This window comes from Clostridium sp. CF012 (assembly GCF_018861755.1).
Classification (GTDB): domain Bacteria; phylum Bacillota; class Clostridia; order Clostridiales; family Clostridiaceae; genus Clostridium_AD.
This window is the reverse complement of record NZ_JAHLEF010000039.1, coordinates 32,554-47,820: the sequence shown is the minus strand read 5'-3', so window position 1 is coordinate 47,820 and position 15,267 is coordinate 32,554. Positions and strand designations below refer to the sequence as shown.

Sequence of the window (15,267 nt, the reverse complement as noted above, 5' to 3'; positions counted from 1 at the left end):
TACGAATTTTTATGTTGACATTACTCATAGTGTTTATACTTAGAAATTCAAGGGTTCTATCATACATATTTGGTGGTCTATAAATAGAACCTCACAAAATGAGGATAATTTTTGGTCACAATGAGTCACATTTTTCATATTTAGGCGTCACAAACAATAAAAGTTTGTGGCGTTTTTACTTGTGACAAACTAGGAAAATAGTGTGACATAGTGTGCTTGGGTTCCTTCGATTACCGATTTATTAGCTGAAGACTGGGTAACTATAGCTTACTGGTTGATACGCAATAGTAACAATTAGTCACAACTAGTGTAAACTAAGTCATGTCAACGGTTACAGCGGTTCAAAAATTACATAGGAAGATATGATGACATGAAGATTAGGATATATCTATTATTTATATTTATGATAAATTATGGTATTATTAAGACGAAATCGTAAAATTATGTGCAACAAAGACTATATACATTTTGTGAGGTGAAATCATGTTAATTATCAAATATAATAGTAAATATCGAGATGATATGATTTATATGGTGCTTGAATCAAGTATCCTTGAAGCGCAATGGAATTGGTGGTCAGCTCCTTAAAACTGCGGAAACCTATGCAACTAGCAACGGAATAACTAAATTGTATACGAGGTTTGCAAAGGATTATGTTGAAGCTCAAAATTTTTACCAAAGAACGGTTTTACTGTAATTGAGCCATTTGAAATGATTAAGCACTTATCATAAGTAAAGTGAGCATTATCTTTAATAAATTCTGTGGCGTATTCTTCATACCTCGCGTCATAAATGTAAAATAATTGGTATTAGAATAGTTTTGGGGGTGTTTATATGGAAGTAATTCAATTAAAACAAGACGAATTGAAAATTAGATTTGCTAAACGTGAAGATACGGTAATTGTTTTGAAGTTTATAAAAGACTTGGCTGTATATGAAAATGAACTTGACCAGGTTACAGCTACCGAGAGTGTGCTTGAAAAGTCACTGTTTGATAGAAATGTAGCTGAAGTAATACTTGGAGAATACAAAGATAACATAGTTGGGTTTGCTTTGTTCCATAACAGTTTTTCTACGTTTCAAGGTAGGCCTGGCATACATTTAGTTGATTTATATATTGAACCCGAAATGCGAGGAAAAGGATTTGGCAAAAAGATGCTAGCATATCTTGCAAGACTGACAGTGGAAAGGGATTGTGGTCGGCTTGAATGGTGGGTACATGAATGGAATCAATCAGCAATTGAATTTTATAAAGGAATATACGCATATCCTATAGAAAACCTAAGAATTTGGAGATTGTGCGACGACGCTCTTTCGAAGTTCTCTCAATATAACAAATATGAAAGTAAATGTGATAGTAAGAAAATATCATCTTAGAATATTATTTTATAAAAGATAAAACATAAGTAATAGAAATAGTACATCATTGAAAAACCTTTAGTGGCTTTTATAGTTATTAAGATGAGTCGGAGTCGGAATCGGTTCCTAATATAAAAATTATTTTAATAATTATTACTTCAATAAATAATTAAATGACATGTATGATAAATAAACTTTCTTCATTAATTTGAAGCGCCTAAAATATAGGAAATCTTTCACTGATTTCTGTCTTTATAATTTCTGGTGAAGCAAAGGCTATCATTGGGAAATTTAGCTTGTTTGCAATAGTGAATATAGGATCATGCACATGACTTCCTGAAGCCTTTCCAAAAGGATTATCCAGCGCCAGTCCCACTTCACTTTATTTTTATATTCACTTGGTATTTTATTGAATCTCTTCGTTATTTTGTTGAAAAAAAATCCATAGCACTATTGATATTTATTTTATTGAGGTTATACTAATAGCTAAATACTTAACTAAAATGCTTCCATTATTAAGACAAAAGAACTTATAAGACAAGCTTAAATCGAAACTATGAATACTAATACTAAAAACGTTGAGCTGAAAGGAAAATAATATATGCTTTGTATGAATAAGTATACTCAAAAATATATTGATGAATGTCGCCTAAATATTAATTTGCAGCTTTCAACATACAAAAACTTGATTACAACTGCAAGAAACCAAGTTGGTTCAACAAGAAAGGAGGATAATTATGATATCAACATGTAAAAAAGCAACAATAAAATGTGCAATTGTAGTTCTGTCATTGATACTTCTTGTAGGATGTTCTAGCGTAAAAAGCCCGCTTATTCCTACAAGTAGCAGTCAAAATCAGACAACCTCTTCAACAACTACAAACTCAAGCTCAATTTTATACAAGAATGCTCAATATGGTTTTAACTTTATATTACCGAAAAGTTGGCAAAATTTTTCGATAATCAATGGAATTTGGGAAGGTAATGATATAGCATCTGGAAAGCTTACTGAGACTGGCCCTAAAATTTCCATTAGACATCCTCAATGGACTTCTAATAACCCGCGCCAGGATATTCCTATTATGGTGTTTACTCTCGGCCAATGGAACTTACTTCAGCAAGAGGAATTTCATATAGGTGCTGCGCCAATTGGGCCAAGTGAACTTGGTAGAAACAACTCTTATGTTTTTGCACTGCCAGCACGTTACAACTTCGCATACCCCACTGGGTATCAAGAAGTGGAAGAAATATTGAAAACTCATCCTCTTAAAGTAGTTCAGATAGTCCAAAGCAGCGATTTAAAAACAGTTATGCTTTTGAATATGATGAAGCTTGCAAAACAAGGAAAAATTATTAATTGTGACTTTCCTGCCAAAACAACGAATATGGAAACTATTATAAAAGCTTGGGGGCAGGCAGATAAAACTGTTTACGTAGCATCTGCTAAAGGCAGCTATGCAACTTATAAGAACCATAATACTGTCTTTGGTATCAACAAGGGAGAGCAAGTATTTGAAGTCCGGTCTTTCGATACCCAGATTAAGGTCCTATCCTTAGCTAAAGTGAAAGAGGTTTTCGGAACCCCAGTGTTTAATTCCAAGATCGGTACTCAAGAAATTATAGGATATACATCCGGCACAGAGTTTAAATTGGAAATGGTATTTAGTAGTCCTACAATTGATAATCCGAGCCCTGTGATGGATCATTATAATGTTCTATATCCGAGGGGAACCGTAAATTCTATGGCAGATGACCCTGGAAGACAATGGTGAATCAAACAATAATAGCTTAATAATTCTACTAAGAAAGCTATAATTAGAAGTCATTTATATTTTTAAATAATAAAAGCTATAAAAGTATCTATTTAAAGTGGACTCTGTGTCAATGAGATTCTAAAAAAAGAGCCTTAAAAAAAACCTTATATCATATTTCTGATATAAGGGTTTTTTTAACTTTTATAGGGTACTTACCTGTATTTAAGTATAAGGCATATTGATATGGTGAGAGTTTTGCTAGATTCCATTGGTAACGATCATTGTTGTAAAAGTCCATATAATCATCTTCCATCCGGACCCCATACTAAAAGTATTTCTCTATTTCCTTCACATCTTTCATTTCAAATAGTTCAAGTCCTATTATCTCTATAGTTTCATCTGGTAATTCCATTATCTTATTTTTATATTCACTTGGTATTTTATTGAATTTCTTAGTTAACTGTTTTAATAAAAGCTGTGCTTTTCCTTCTTTCCTACCTTTTTCCATTCCTCTTTCCATTCCTCTTTCCATTCCTTTTTCCATTCCTTTAGCAATTCCATCCTCTAATATCATCTTACCTATTTCTGTCATATTAAATACCTCCTTGAATTTTTTCTTACTTTCAGCATCACCGAATTTCTCTAATAATGCATACAACATTGTAAGACACTTTAATTTACTATCACTTATATTTATTTTATCTGCTAATTCTATACTTCTTATAGTTCTTTCTGATCTTGTTAGATTTCCCTTCATTAATGGAATAAATGTTAGACTTAATATCTCTTCATTTGTAAGTTCTTCATTATTATCAATTTTGTTTTTTAAGTAATTATATTTTTCATCACCATCTATATTATTCATATAATAGGCTTCTATATTATATTTAATACTTCCTGCATTTATATAGTTTTCTACCATTTTAATATCTGAAGAATATACTACTACCGTTCTTATTTTTCTATTCCCTTTATAATGCAAAGATGCATCATAAAACATAAATCTTCTTATATCCTCTTGCCTATTTGTTGTTTGGAATTCGAAATGAAGATAATTACCATCTTCTGTATGGAAAGTATAATCCATAAAGTTTGTATTTATTTTTATATCTTTTAGCTCCGTTTGTGCTGGTGCTATTATCTTAGTATTTATTCCAAAAAAATTAACTGCATTTTGTTGAAAAAAGTCCATAGCACTTTTAAGCACCGAATCTTCAATCTTTTCATAATCCATGTCTATTCCTCCTTTATTATATCATAATATTACCTGTCTATAGTATTAGTATTACTTTGCATTATATGCGAACATTTGTTCTTATTATTGCAACAACAAAAAAACTGCCGAAATATATTTCTATACATTTCGGCAGCAATGCTTTAATTTTCTAAGTACTGCTATTAGCTTTCCTTCCCTAGTGGCTGCACGCTACTCCAGCTGATTATGCATCCCATGTTGCAAACAGAAATTAATATAACGCTATAATGAAGGAAATGGTTTATGGAGAATTTGATGTAGTATTAGGTGATGGAGATAGACTACTAAGTTCAGACTCTCTATCATAAGATGGCAAACCGCAATATAGAAAAAATGGGAACCGTGGTAATATCCGCTGGTGATGTTGGCTCATACTGCTATATCTCTTTTTCTGTTCTATTTATAATTCTAGTTAAATTTAACAAGGTTATTAGCTAAGGCTTAACTCCGCAAAGGAACTGATTTCAGCCTATTATTAGATACTTCAGTTAAGTGTTAATTAAATTTTAATTAACTTTTACAAGATTCTAATTAATTATTATTCAGTAAAAATGCTCCTAATCTATTGATTTAAGATCAAACCCTATAAATCTATTTAATCTTCCCTGTTTATATTTTAAAATCCCCTTATTCCCTTCCATGATTGTGGCATAATATTTAGGAACAACAACAAAAACCATTTCAACCTCATTATCTGTTTCAAATATTAGCTTATAATTATACCCAACAGATGAAAATCCCATATAGTCTCCAGACATCTGCATAACTGATTCTTTTGACTTTAACCTAGCATTAACAGCAATAATAGGTTTAGTGCATAATACTATCTCTTGGTATATAAATGTTACAATCAGAAGAATAGCTACAACACCTAAAAAAGAAAATATAAAAAAGAACATTATATCGTCACGATTAATAGACTTTAAAATTTCATTTGCAGATGCAATTTCAGGAATGTCCAAATTAGAAGCTATAAGCTCCAGCGGCTTATAAAAACACGTGAAGTAAACCATTATTGTTATACTGTATAAAATTAATATTAGTATCCCCCGCTTTACAGTAAAAAAAACATTTTGACTGCTTGACACTTAAATCCCCTCCTCTGCTATTTGGTGCCATCCACGTGGCAAATGGCAAGTTCTTATTTTTACCCATATTTACCTCACTACAAAATCATACATTTTATTATTTAAAGCCTCATTTGACCTATTCTATCATGTTAACTTTGCTAAATTAGGCTAATATTGTCATATTTCAAAAATAAATAAAAAATTAACCATTTTTCTCAATGGGTTCACTTTAGAGGTGCAAAATCAATTTTCCCATAGTAAAACACACAAGTATTATCAACTTAATTTGAGCGAAAATTAAAGCAAAAAATATCCTACATCTATTCCTATGATGTAGGATATTTTTTATTTGATTACAACCTTAATGAAAATTGTTTATTTCCTATTTCTTTAATTTTTCACTCAATAAATCGATCTGTTCTTTGGCTTCTTTCAATCCTAATCCTGTAGTTTGTCTGTACATTTTAATTGCTTTAATCTTTTTACCATCTATAACAAGACTTTTAATTTCATCATCAACAGCTGTTTCAGGGACTCCAATTTGTTTAGCAATTTTTTCTAAAACCTTATTTGTGCGTTTGATATCATTTCGTAATTGATTAATGCCAGTTAATATACTCGATAGTAACAATACTCCTATAATTATCCATATAATATTATCATCCATATGTTGTTTCCCCCTAATTTTTAATAATAAACAACTTAACAATTAACTCATAATATTCTACCATTGCTCAACAATAATAAGAAGAATCGGAATTAATTATCTTGCAAATGGTTACAATTCAAATATATTTTTGATAACTCCTGTAAAATTATCATACATTGATTTTCTTATTATATTCATTTAAGAACTCTTTCGCTTTCCGAGCCATATCAAGATGGTCTCTATGCCATTCAGTTATCTTATTAAAGTCATGGAATCCAATCTCTATACTTTCAAACGATGCTTTTAAGCATCCATCTATTACCTCGCAATAAAACAATATATGATATGATGTATGGGGTTGTCCAAAATCTCCTGGTATCCTCGTAAATATGTCTATGATTTCTTTCACTTCTACATTAAGTCCTGTTTCTTCATAAATCTCTCTTTTTATTGATTGTTGAGGGCTTTCACCTGTTTCAGTCCAACCACCAGGAATGCCCCACAATTTATCGTCAGCACGTCTTTCTAAAAGAATTTTTCCTTCTTGCGAAATAATTACTCCATTTACGCCAACCTTAGGAGTTATATAACCTAACTCTTTTTTAAATCGTTCAACAATTATTTTCTCTTCAATATTACATATCTGAGAATATTCATTAGATGCTAATTCAAGTAATTTTTCGTATCTTTCATTGTCATATGGGTCTTTTGCATAACACAATCCAAGTTGTGCTATTGAGCGTATTTGTTCTAAAAGTAATAATATATTATTCATATTTCCCAACCTCCCTAAAATTTCTAAAAATTATAATTCCGACGCAATAATCTACGATTGTTTACTAAAATATAGTATATTATATACTAATTATAGCATAAATTTTACAATGAGGGCAAACCTCCCCCTTTGCAAATCGAAATTCTCTACAATCTTTAGGAAGGCTATGAGTTAATGAATTAAGTGACATTATCTCCCCTATGAAGTCAAATAAGTCTTGTAACTCTAAATCCGAAAAAGTTTTTATATCTTCTTTATCCCTATTTAGGTCTAACATAGCCAATTAAATATATGTTTTGTATGGCAATAATATAATATTGTTGTATATCAACCTATTCAGAAAATTAGTAAAAGATAAAATGGGGTGAAAATTATAAATTCCTTTATGTATTTTGCAGTTTTTACAGTAGTTTTTATAGTTGCATTCAATGCACTTGGATGGTTAATTAAAAAACTAATTTTCTTAAACACAAATAACTAGTCGAAGGTGATTTAACATCACCTCAACTAGCTATTTATTATAACTACATCAGGCTTCAATATTTCTAACTCTTTAATAATTATTTGAAAATATTCTTGCGTAATATCAATTATCTCTTCTGAAGTGCTGCGCCAATTGGGCCAAGTGAACTTGGTAGAAACAACTCTTATGTTTTTGCGCTGCCAGCACGTCTTATATTTTATAATTAGTGCATTATCTTCGATTGCCAGTTTTTGCATGTCATCTTTATTATTATGTGAGTCATTTTTTCTTTTGGGATCAATCCTTAACAAATTTATATATCTCAGTAGCTCCTATTTTCTCTTTAGTGTTTTTGATTTACTTACTTAATTTTATATAATTTACTTCTTTAAAGCTATTTATTACTAAATCTGCCATGGAAATATCTTGCCTTGCTTCAACATCGCTATTAATTCCTACACACTTCATACCTGCTTTTTTTGCTGCACGTACCCCATTATTAGAATCCTCAATAACTATGCAATTTTCTGGGCTTATCCCAAGCTTCTGTGCGGCAAAAATAAATATATCTGGTTCAGGCTTACTTTTCTTTACATAGTCACCGGTAACAAAAACTTCAAAGTATTCTTCTATTTGAAATTTCTTTGCTATAGCCTCAATTACATTTAGTGGTGATGATGATGCAATGGCTAGATTTACTCCATTATCATGTAAGTCTTGTATTAGCTCTTTTACACCCTCAATAAGAGTTATCTCACATTCATCTGAATTTAGGTATTTAAAATATTTGTTTCTTTCGTATTCAATTAACTCCTCAATTGTTTGACTAAGCTTATATTTGTTTTTTAGAGTGTCCCACATATAATGGGAGGTTGAACCTACGAAAGAGAGATGCTCATCTCCTGAAACCTCTATGCCTAATTTTTTGTATGTCTCATTTTCCAGCTTCATATGTGTAGGTTCACTATCAATAATTACTCCATCCATATCAAATATGACTGCTTTTAGCATAAAATCACCATCCTGTTCTTTATTTTATCTGTTGAAGGATGTCATGAACAAGTCTTTGAGTTTTTAGACCCTCCACAGCATCAGAAGTAGGTTGGGTATCGCCAATTATTGAATTAATAAAATGCATTATAGCATCTTCAAATCCCCTGCGCTTTAAGATTGTATCCCAGGAAGGAGATGTACTTGTTATTATTTTTCCCTCCTTTTCAACTTCCATTGTATCCATATTTTTAACTCTTATTATGGAATTTTCAGCTACAAACTCCAGCTGCTCCATATTTGATCCCGTATTCCTGTGCATGCCTAAAAAAATCTGTTTATTATTTTGGCCCTTATAAAAATGTTGAGCATAGATTAATTGTTTCTCAGCGTTAACTTCGCTCCAGCCCTTTATACTGCTGTCCGGCTCTCCAATCCAACGGGCAGTGTCAACTAAGTGAATATAATCATCAAGCATGGTAAATTCAAAATCCTTGGGTCCAATCCCATTTACTCTGTGTTTTTCAATACGTACCCAAGCAGCTTTATTTCCTTCCTGCTTTGCCTTTACATACATAGGCGCAAATCTTCGATTAAAGCCTACCATTATTTTCCTTCCATATTTTATACTTAATTCTGCTAATTTTTCTGCTTCCTCCAAAGTAGACGCCAAGGGCTTATCTACGTAAACATCTTTTCCTTTTCTTAGTGCCTCTGATACAATTTCAAAATGAGCAGCCGTTGAACTATGGACGAAAAGTGCATCACATTCTTTAATTAAATCGGATAAATTAGAAAAATCATTAATACGGTAGCAGGTGCAAATTTCTTTTCTTTTACTTTCAGTTGGGGAATAGGCACCAATCAGAGACCAAGCTGTTTCTTTTGTAAGAAAAGGCAAATATACCTTTTGAGCTATGTTTCCAAGACCCACTATACCAATTCGAAGTTTGTTATTTATTTTAATCATCTCCCAATAATTGTATTTAACATTTAATTTTGCATCCTCTGCAACTATTGTACTATTCTTTTATCATTATAACATTAATTTATAGTATAATTTAATAAGACATAATGATATAAAAGTATTAAGTAAACATCATTTAATTAATTTATTATAGAAGGGGGTGACAATATGAAAGATCAACAATTGGAAAAGCTTATTATGGAAAAAAATAATATTATTAATGAAGAATTGAAAAATATGCCAAATGATTTAGAATCAATAAAACTTTTGCTGGGCAAAATACTTACTTATGATACAATTATTTTAGAAAAATTAAATAAATATACGGGATAGTTTTTTAATATGCTATAGCTAAACGGTATAAATACATTCTACATACTTAGGCTATACTCCTTCCAAGATAATTTAAAGGAATATGGCCTTATTGTTGCTTTGCAAACTTTTAGTCTATTTTTTAAAAATAAATCTTCCCTGTAAAACTTTTTGTCAGAAGAAAATTCATTTCTTAGGTGTTATAATTGAACCCTGCACTGGCATAGGTTTGCCATCGGTATCTTTAAAATAAAGTGGCAAACCTTCTGCAAAGATTGGATAAATAGTTTTTGTTGGGTCTTGACGTTGATGATGAATATGCAAATGAGGTTCAGATGTGGAACCTGAATTTCCAACACTTCCAATGCTATCTCCATCATTTACATGGTCTCCAACTTTCACAAGGACACTATCTTTTTTCAAGTGATTCAGCAGTAAAAATGTCCCCGTTTTATCTATCTTTATATAAACATGATTTCCTTCTATAGATAGAAATTTCTCTGTATTGGGTAGTATATCATTTTCCTTATCATAAGCGGCAACAATTGTTCCTGAAACTGGTGCAATAACTTCTTTATCGTAAATTCCATAGTCCCTAAGATTTTTACTACCTATATTTTTGGGTTCCATAACCAAATCATATGCCCATCTTTCAGATGCCCATTTAGCATGTGGCAAATTAGTTTCTATGGTATCTCCACCCCATCCAACGGTTGTTTTCTCTTTTAATGGCCATGTTACTGTAATTGAAGGCTTTACTTTATCAATGTCGGCAGGATATTCAAGCTGTAAAGCATCGAATAATATAAGGATAGGGGATGCAAGAAAAATAGATAATAGCAATGCAATTGCTTTATGAATAACTCTTTTCTTTTTTACTAAGCAGATAATAAGCAGTATCAGATTAATAAGCACCAATATAACACCAATTGGTGCAAAAACTAACATTGCTAGTGGCCATGCCACAGCACCTGCTATTCCATGAATAAGAAAAATACTCCCCCATAAAGCAAATAAAACGCTAGTCATTATATAATTCAACATTCTATTAAATTTTTGAGTTTTCAATTTAACGCCCCCAATCTATAATTTCAATAACGCAACAATAATTACAAAATAAAAACACCTTATATATTATATAACGATGTTCAAAACCATAATACTTCAACTACTGTATGCTTTGCTTTCTTTGAAAGTAACTCAATTACTATAAAATGCTCCCTGTCCACATTGACAGGGAGCATTTCACTATTGTGTTACTTTCAACTTATTAAATCATCATCTGCGATGCTGCAATTAACGACTTCAGAAGGAGATTTACCCCCTTGAAGGGCTCTGGAGTAGATAACAATTCTCAATTGTTATCCTCCCACTGAAGTTTTATTTTTGTTATAGTATGTAACCCCCACTTATAGAAGTGGGAGACTTCCTTCTGAAATGTCGTTAAAGAGATTGAGTTTGCTTAAGTTGAGGTTTAAACTTACTTTATAGAAATGTAATAATCTATAAAGTTTTCATTTTCATTAAAGACCTCATAGTCAGAGGTTTCAGCAAGTTCAAATCCAGAATTAGGAAGCCAACTACCATCAATATAATCATATATTGATTGATTTAATCTTTCACCATTTAAAGTGTTATTTTTAGTATCATAATTAAAAACAGCATATTTCCCTTGTGGTAAAATCTTTTTCACCATATCATCAGGGATATTTTTATATTCTGATACTTCAACACAATAAAAATAAGTGTAATTGATCTCATCATCTTCCTTACTTATATCTTCCGGATTATAATCATATGCGGCATAATACAATTCAGTATTCACTCTGTTTTCAATAGTATTTACCATTTCCATGAACTCGTTTTTTACTTTTAATAAAAGATCAAACTTTATGTTTTCGCTTTGATTTATTTTTCTAGCTATACCTAAAAGCAGTCTCTCATCTTTACAAATAATCTGTGGTTTCAATATTATCACTCCATCTTCATTATTTTTCGAAAGCAAATTAATTTTTTCATACAGGTTTGGTTCTACTTGAGATTTTCGAAAACTGCTTGGTGGCGCTCCATAAGCCACTTTAAACGATCTCGTAAACGCTTCATGAGATTCGAACCCATATTCAAAAGCTATTTCGGTTATATTACATTTTTTAGTTACTACATCAAACATTGCATTACTAAGCTTTCTTTTGCGCACATATTCCTTCACTGGACACCCAACAATTGCACTGAATACCCTGTAAAAGTGCGGAATTGAGTACCCAGCTACTTTAGATATTTGTTCCAACTTAAGATTGTTTTTCAAATTGCTCTCAATATAGTTGATTGATTTTTGAAGATTAATATAATAACTCAAAAATACGTCCCCCCCCTTTTGCTTTCTAATTAAATAATACATTATAGGAATAATGAATACTTGATATCCTTTATCATCTTTAATTAACGAACTTATGATTATTTGTAACTGCATTCACAAGGTAAGCATATTCAAAAAGTGACTTAACACTTAACACTTAAAATCATTCCAATTTACTGGGGTAGTTTTTCCATTTTGCCAATCTTCTTTTGTAATGCCATAACCAATTGCATCATATGGTATTCCATCGTTACCTACCCATGCTTTTCGATGGTGTGCTTCTTTAGCAAAACCACACTTATGGAATACACATCTCATAGCATAATTATCTTGCCTTGTATCAGCTTCTATCCTTTCTTTATCAGAAAAATTATTAAATATATAATCAACAAGCCACTTAACAGTAATTGTACCAATTCCCATACCTTTGTACTTGCTCAAAATCTTTATATCAAACATCGGGTCACCATCTTGTAAATCATGAATCCTTATCATTCCCACTTTTATATCTTGGTCTAAAATAACCCAAAATGTTTTGCAGTCATCCCCAGTATAATATTGGTTTTTATAGCTCGCCCTAATCCTTTCTGGACTTGGGCTTGGTGTTCCATAAAACTCCCAAGTATCTGATGTTAAAAATTCTACAAGAGTTTCAATTTCATCTTTAAATTCTTCAAAGCGTATATTCATCATTTTATTTCCCCCTAATTATTTTAAATATTTTACATGTGTACTGAATTATGGATTATTCAGACACCCCCCCTTTGTTATCATTATATACGCAACTCAATAAATAATAAATCCCGACTTTATCTATAATCATTCTACACCTAAAAAAAACTGGGGTGGGTATATTTTCAAAATTTCTTCAGCATACATCCTATTACACTCAAGGTCATGATCTCTATCCATTGATACAATATCTAAACAGCACTCTCCTTTAACATTTCCTTTTTTTAAGCTATAATTTAAATATAGAGGTTTAATTTACAAAAGGGGAGTTTACAAATGGATAATATATTCAAGACTTCATTAGAAGCGGTTAATAATAAAATTGTAATTAGGATTATTAAAGAAGAGGATTCAATATCTGAACTAACAACAGTTCTTCATAGTGCCTATAAAAAGCTAAAGGACATGGGTCTCGAATATGTAGCCTCCTATCAAAGTGATGAAACTACAAGAAAGCGAATTGAGGGGGCATATAGATGTTACTTAGCTGAATATGAATCTAAAATTATAGGGACAATTTGTCTTTATGCACCAAAGTGGCATGAAAATAGTAAATGGTATTCCAATAGTTTTGTAGCAAAATTCGGACAATTTGCAGTTAATCCAAATTATCAAAACCTCGGTATAGGAAGTAAATTAATTGCTATAGTAGAGCAGAGTGCAAGAGAAATGCATGGTGTCACTGAGCTTTCCCTAGACACAGCAGAGACTGCAAATCATTTAATAACATACTATGGTAAAAAAGGCTTCAGGTATATAGAAGATGTAAACTGGAGTGTTACAAATTATAAAAGTGTAATTATGAGTAAGAAGCTTTAGCTACTACGAAAGAAATTATTTATGCCAATAATTAAATAAAACCTTAACGTGGGATTTATTATACACATCCCCTGTTAAGGTTTAATTTTTCTACAGTGCTACTGCATTAGTATCCACTAAGTAATATTGTGTTTGATATGTTTTTATAGTTAAACTTGTTGTTACTGGGGCATTTACCCCTTTTACTGTACCTTGACCCCGAGCCAACCAGATTGTTGGCAAACTATATGCTTCGGTAACATTCACTAACGTCCCCGTTTCTGTTACTGTTAATGTTGAATTCTGTAAATCTGCAACAGTTCCTTTTGATACTTCAATACCACCATATTCGTTTCCAGAAACATCAATACGTCCTGTTAGCGTTACGTCTGATCCATTTACCAGCAACGCTGCATCTCCGCCTATTAATTTGATGTCATCAATATTTACCCCTTTTGTATTGTATACCTCTATTACATAGTTTCCTTGCCATCCAGCTACATCGCCTGTGAACTTAATCATCTTACTTCCGCCATTGATTGTTACTGGACGACTTACTATAATTTTTTCTGTTGTTTCAAAGCTTGAAATTACATTAATCGTTTTAATAGCTGTATTTGCTAATGCTGCTTTAAATTCTGTTAAATTAGCTACATCTGATACATCAACAGTTGTTTCTGCTGGAGCTACAACTGTGTTCATGATTAAAGTGACCGCAGTCTGTGCTAGCAGTCGGCCATTTATCGATGCATGAGTCCCAACAGCAATATTTGTCTTTCCTAATATGATTCCCTCAAAATGTGCATCCGCTCCAATTGAAACTGAGCCTGCAGCCTGCCAGAAAATGTTCTTTGCTTGTGCTCCACCTGCTAGGATAATCTTTGCGCCAGCAGCCTGGGTAATTCCTTTAGCTATTTGGAAAATCCATACATCGTTTGCTCCACCACTAAGAGTGACATCACCATTTATTAAAACGCCAGTCCCCCACTTGTAAACACCAGCTGTAAGTGTTTTGCCACTAATATCTCCAGTATAAAGTTCGGTATAATTAGAAGGTCTTCCAGCGGCATCAATGTATGCTGTTTGCATGTTGCTTACTGCTGTAGTAAGATTACTGGCAGTTGGTGAGGCATAATCTGGAGCGTATGCTTTTCCATTAACTTGAGTAGAAGATGAAAATTGATTTGTGGCATCCACTGTTAGTGAAAAGCCAGTCATTGCCGTTGAAGTAATTGGGCTAACCCCTATATCCCCAGTGATAAAAGATTGGGGTACAGAGGAGATTCCTGATTTTGCTAACATTGCATACTTACCAGCCGCACCTAAGTTTACTGGAGCGGTCTTAACCACGGGTGTTTCGCGTGCTACCTTTGAAAAAGTACTTTCAGTAGCTATGTTTGCTGCTGAAATTTTAAAATAGTACATTTTACCATTTGTTAACCCAGTAACATCATAAGCTGATGTAGTTACTGTAGCTGGAACACTAATTAAATTATATGTTAAATCGTCTAGTGATTCAAAAACGTTATAATAGGTAGCTCCTGGAACCTCTGACCAATTTAAATTTATTTGTGAATCTCCTGCGGTGGCAACAAAGCTTGTTGGAGCTGTAAGAACTGTTGTTGAAGAAGCAAATACTGAACTAAATGAAAATAGTATCATGCTTATAGTTAATAAATATGTAGCCAGTTTTTTGAATGATTTAATATACATAATAATTTTCCTCCTAATTGTTTTTAATTTTTGAAAACCTAAAAGCATACACACCTCTATACTTGCAATATGGG

General features: G+C 32.0%; 19 protein-coding genes. 5 read left to right on the top strand and 14 right to left on the bottom strand.

All coding sequences use genetic code 11. From position 1 onward, the window contains the following. Positions 1-553 precede the first annotated feature (553 nt). Both KPL50_RS22670 and KPL50_RS22665 read left to right on the top strand, forming a co-directional pair. Positions 554-697: a GNAT family N-acetyltransferase gene (locus tag KPL50_RS22670; protein WP_216300803.1), complete on the top strand. Its 144-nt coding sequence runs from the start codon at positions 554-556 to the stop codon at positions 695-697. A 137-nt stretch (positions 698-834) separates the two neighbouring features. After that, entirely contained in the window at positions 835-1,377 is a 543-nt protein-coding gene (locus KPL50_RS22665; protein WP_216300802.1) for a GNAT family N-acetyltransferase, read from the top strand. A gap of 199 nt (positions 1,378-1,576) precedes the next feature. Here KPL50_RS22665 and KPL50_RS22660 read toward each other — a convergent pair whose 3' ends face one another. Further along, a complete protein-coding gene (locus KPL50_RS22660; RefSeq protein WP_216300801.1) occupies positions 1,577-1,735 on the bottom strand; it encodes a hypothetical protein in 159 nt (52 codons plus the stop codon). Positions 1,736-2,096: 361 nt separating this feature from the next. Between KPL50_RS22660 and KPL50_RS27235 the strand changes: the two genes are divergently transcribed. After that, positions 2,097-3,131, top strand: a complete 1,035-nt coding sequence (locus KPL50_RS27235) for a YjgB family protein (protein ID WP_253200767.1) — start codon at positions 2,097-2,099, stop codon at positions 3,129-3,131. Positions 3,132-3,282: 151 nt separating this feature from the next. Here the strand turns inward: KPL50_RS27235 and KPL50_RS22650 are convergent, their stop codons facing one another. The 9 genes from KPL50_RS22650 to KPL50_RS22610 form a co-directional block, all read right to left on the bottom strand. Next, positions 3,283-3,426: an IS3 family transposase gene (locus KPL50_RS22650; RefSeq protein ID WP_216300800.1), complete on the bottom strand. Its 144-nt coding sequence runs from the start codon at positions 3,424-3,426 to the stop codon at positions 3,283-3,285. Between the two features lie 12 nt (positions 3,427-3,438). Continuing rightward, the gene (locus KPL50_RS22645) at positions 3,439-4,347 is read right to left on the bottom strand and encodes a DUF4351 domain-containing protein (RefSeq protein ID WP_216300799.1); all 909 of its coding nucleotides are present in this window, start codon (positions 4,345-4,347) and stop codon (positions 3,439-3,441) included. Positions 4,348-4,925: 578 nt separating this feature from the next. Continuing rightward, positions 4,926-5,456 carry a DUF2500 family protein gene (locus KPL50_RS27755; RefSeq protein ID WP_216300798.1) on the bottom strand — a complete coding sequence of 177 codons (531 nt, stop codon included), beginning with the start codon at positions 5,454-5,456 and terminating at the stop codon, positions 4,926-4,928. Between the two features lie 364 nt (positions 5,457-5,820). Further along, a complete protein-coding gene (locus KPL50_RS22635) occupies positions 5,821-6,105 on the bottom strand; it encodes a ribosomal protein L7/L12 (RefSeq protein WP_216300797.1) in 285 nt (94 codons plus the stop codon). 151 nt (positions 6,106-6,256) lie between these two features. Beyond that, on the bottom strand, positions 6,257-6,862 hold the full coding sequence (locus KPL50_RS22630; RefSeq protein ID WP_216300796.1) for an NUDIX hydrolase N-terminal domain-containing protein: 606 nt from the start codon (positions 6,860-6,862) through the stop codon (positions 6,257-6,259). A gap of 79 nt (positions 6,863-6,941) precedes the next feature. After that, positions 6,942-7,139, bottom strand: coding sequence for a hypothetical protein (locus KPL50_RS22625; RefSeq protein ID WP_216300795.1), 198 nt, complete (start codon positions 7,137-7,139; stop codon positions 6,942-6,944). Positions 7,140-7,369: 230 nt separating this feature from the next. Continuing rightward, positions 7,370-7,636 carry a hypothetical protein gene (locus tag KPL50_RS22620; RefSeq protein ID WP_216300794.1) on the bottom strand — a complete coding sequence of 89 codons (267 nt, stop codon included), beginning with the start codon at positions 7,634-7,636 and terminating at the stop codon, positions 7,370-7,372. A gap of 46 nt (positions 7,637-7,682) precedes the next feature. Continuing rightward, positions 7,683-8,336: an HAD family phosphatase gene (locus tag KPL50_RS22615; RefSeq protein WP_216300793.1), complete on the bottom strand. Its 654-nt coding sequence runs from the start codon at positions 8,334-8,336 to the stop codon at positions 7,683-7,685. Between the two features lie 19 nt (positions 8,337-8,355). After that, complete coding sequence (locus KPL50_RS22610; RefSeq protein WP_216300792.1) at positions 8,356-9,285, bottom strand: Gfo/Idh/MocA family protein; 930 nt, start codon at positions 9,283-9,285, stop codon at positions 8,356-8,358. 165 nt (positions 9,286-9,450) lie between these two features. On the opposite strand from KPL50_RS22610, the gene KPL50_RS22605 reads away from it, so the two are divergent. Beyond that, a complete protein-coding gene (locus tag KPL50_RS22605) occupies positions 9,451-9,615 on the top strand; it encodes a hypothetical protein (protein ID WP_216300791.1) in 165 nt (54 codons plus the stop codon). 165 nt (positions 9,616-9,780) lie between these two features. Here KPL50_RS22605 and KPL50_RS22600 read toward each other — a convergent pair whose 3' ends face one another. From KPL50_RS22600 to KPL50_RS22590, 3 genes are all read right to left on the bottom strand, one after another. Beyond that, on the bottom strand, positions 9,781-10,662 hold the full coding sequence (locus KPL50_RS22600) for a M23 family metallopeptidase (RefSeq protein ID WP_216300790.1): 882 nt from the start codon (positions 10,660-10,662) through the stop codon (positions 9,781-9,783). Positions 10,663-11,074: 412 nt separating this feature from the next. Continuing rightward, positions 11,075-11,950, bottom strand: a complete 876-nt coding sequence (locus KPL50_RS22595) for an AraC family transcriptional regulator (protein WP_216300789.1) — start codon at positions 11,948-11,950, stop codon at positions 11,075-11,077. A 150-nt stretch (positions 11,951-12,100) separates the two neighbouring features. Continuing rightward, on the bottom strand, positions 12,101-12,643 hold the full coding sequence (locus KPL50_RS22590; RefSeq protein WP_253200766.1) for a GNAT family N-acetyltransferase: 543 nt from the start codon (positions 12,641-12,643) through the stop codon (positions 12,101-12,103). Positions 12,644-12,958: 315 nt separating this feature from the next. Here KPL50_RS22590 and KPL50_RS22585 point away from each other — a divergent pair, with 315 nt between their 5' ends. Then, on the top strand, positions 12,959-13,501 hold the full coding sequence (locus KPL50_RS22585; protein WP_216300788.1) for a GNAT family N-acetyltransferase: 543 nt from the start codon (positions 12,959-12,961) through the stop codon (positions 13,499-13,501). 90 nt (positions 13,502-13,591) lie between these two features. Here the strand turns inward: KPL50_RS22585 and KPL50_RS22580 are convergent, their stop codons facing one another. Further along, complete coding sequence (locus tag KPL50_RS22580) at positions 13,592-15,193, bottom strand: ice-binding family protein (protein WP_216300787.1); 1,602 nt, start codon at positions 15,191-15,193, stop codon at positions 13,592-13,594. Positions 15,194-15,267 lie beyond the last annotated feature (74 nt).

What these genes read in the sequence shown, in the direction of transcription:
- KPL50_RS22610 (WP_216300792.1), bottom strand. Translation starts at nt 9,285, where the DNA reads ATGATTAAAATAAATAACAAACTTCGAATTGGTATAGTGGGTCTTGGA.
- KPL50_RS22615 (WP_216300793.1), bottom strand. Translation starts at nt 8,336, where the DNA reads ATGCTAAAAGCAGTCATATTTGATATGGATGGAGTAATTATTGATAGT.
- KPL50_RS22635 (WP_216300797.1), bottom strand. Translation starts at nt 6,105, where the DNA reads ATGGATGATAATATTATATGGATAATTATAGGAGTATTGTTACTATCG.
- KPL50_RS22645 (WP_216300799.1), bottom strand. Translation starts at nt 4,347, where the DNA reads ATGGATTATGAAAAGATTGAAGATTCGGTGCTTAAAAGTGCTATGGAC.
- KPL50_RS22580 (WP_216300787.1), bottom strand. Translation starts at nt 15,193, where the DNA reads ATGTATATTAAATCATTCAAAAAACTGGCTACATATTTATTAACTATA.
- KPL50_RS22650 (WP_216300800.1), bottom strand. Translation starts at nt 3,426, where the DNA reads ATGGAAGATGATTATATGGACTTTTACAACAATGATCGTTACCAATGG.
- KPL50_RS22625 (WP_216300795.1), bottom strand. Translation starts at nt 7,139, where the DNA reads ATGTTAGACCTAAATAGGGATAAAGAAGATATAAAAACTTTTTCGGAT.
- KPL50_RS27235 (WP_253200767.1), top strand. Translation starts at nt 2,097, where the DNA reads ATGATATCAACATGTAAAAAAGCAACAATAAAATGTGCAATTGTAGTT.
- KPL50_RS22605 (WP_216300791.1), top strand. Translation starts at nt 9,451, where the DNA reads ATGAAAGATCAACAATTGGAAAAGCTTATTATGGAAAAAAATAATATT.
- KPL50_RS22665 (WP_216300802.1), top strand. Translation starts at nt 835, where the DNA reads ATGGAAGTAATTCAATTAAAACAAGACGAATTGAAAATTAGATTTGCT.
- KPL50_RS22630 (WP_216300796.1), bottom strand. Translation starts at nt 6,862, where the DNA reads ATGAATAATATATTATTACTTTTAGAACAAATACGCTCAATAGCACAA.
- KPL50_RS22590 (WP_253200766.1), bottom strand. Translation starts at nt 12,643, where the DNA reads ATGATGAATATACGCTTTGAAGAATTTAAAGATGAAATTGAAACTCTT.
- KPL50_RS22585 (WP_216300788.1), top strand. Translation starts at nt 12,959, where the DNA reads ATGGATAATATATTCAAGACTTCATTAGAAGCGGTTAATAATAAAATT.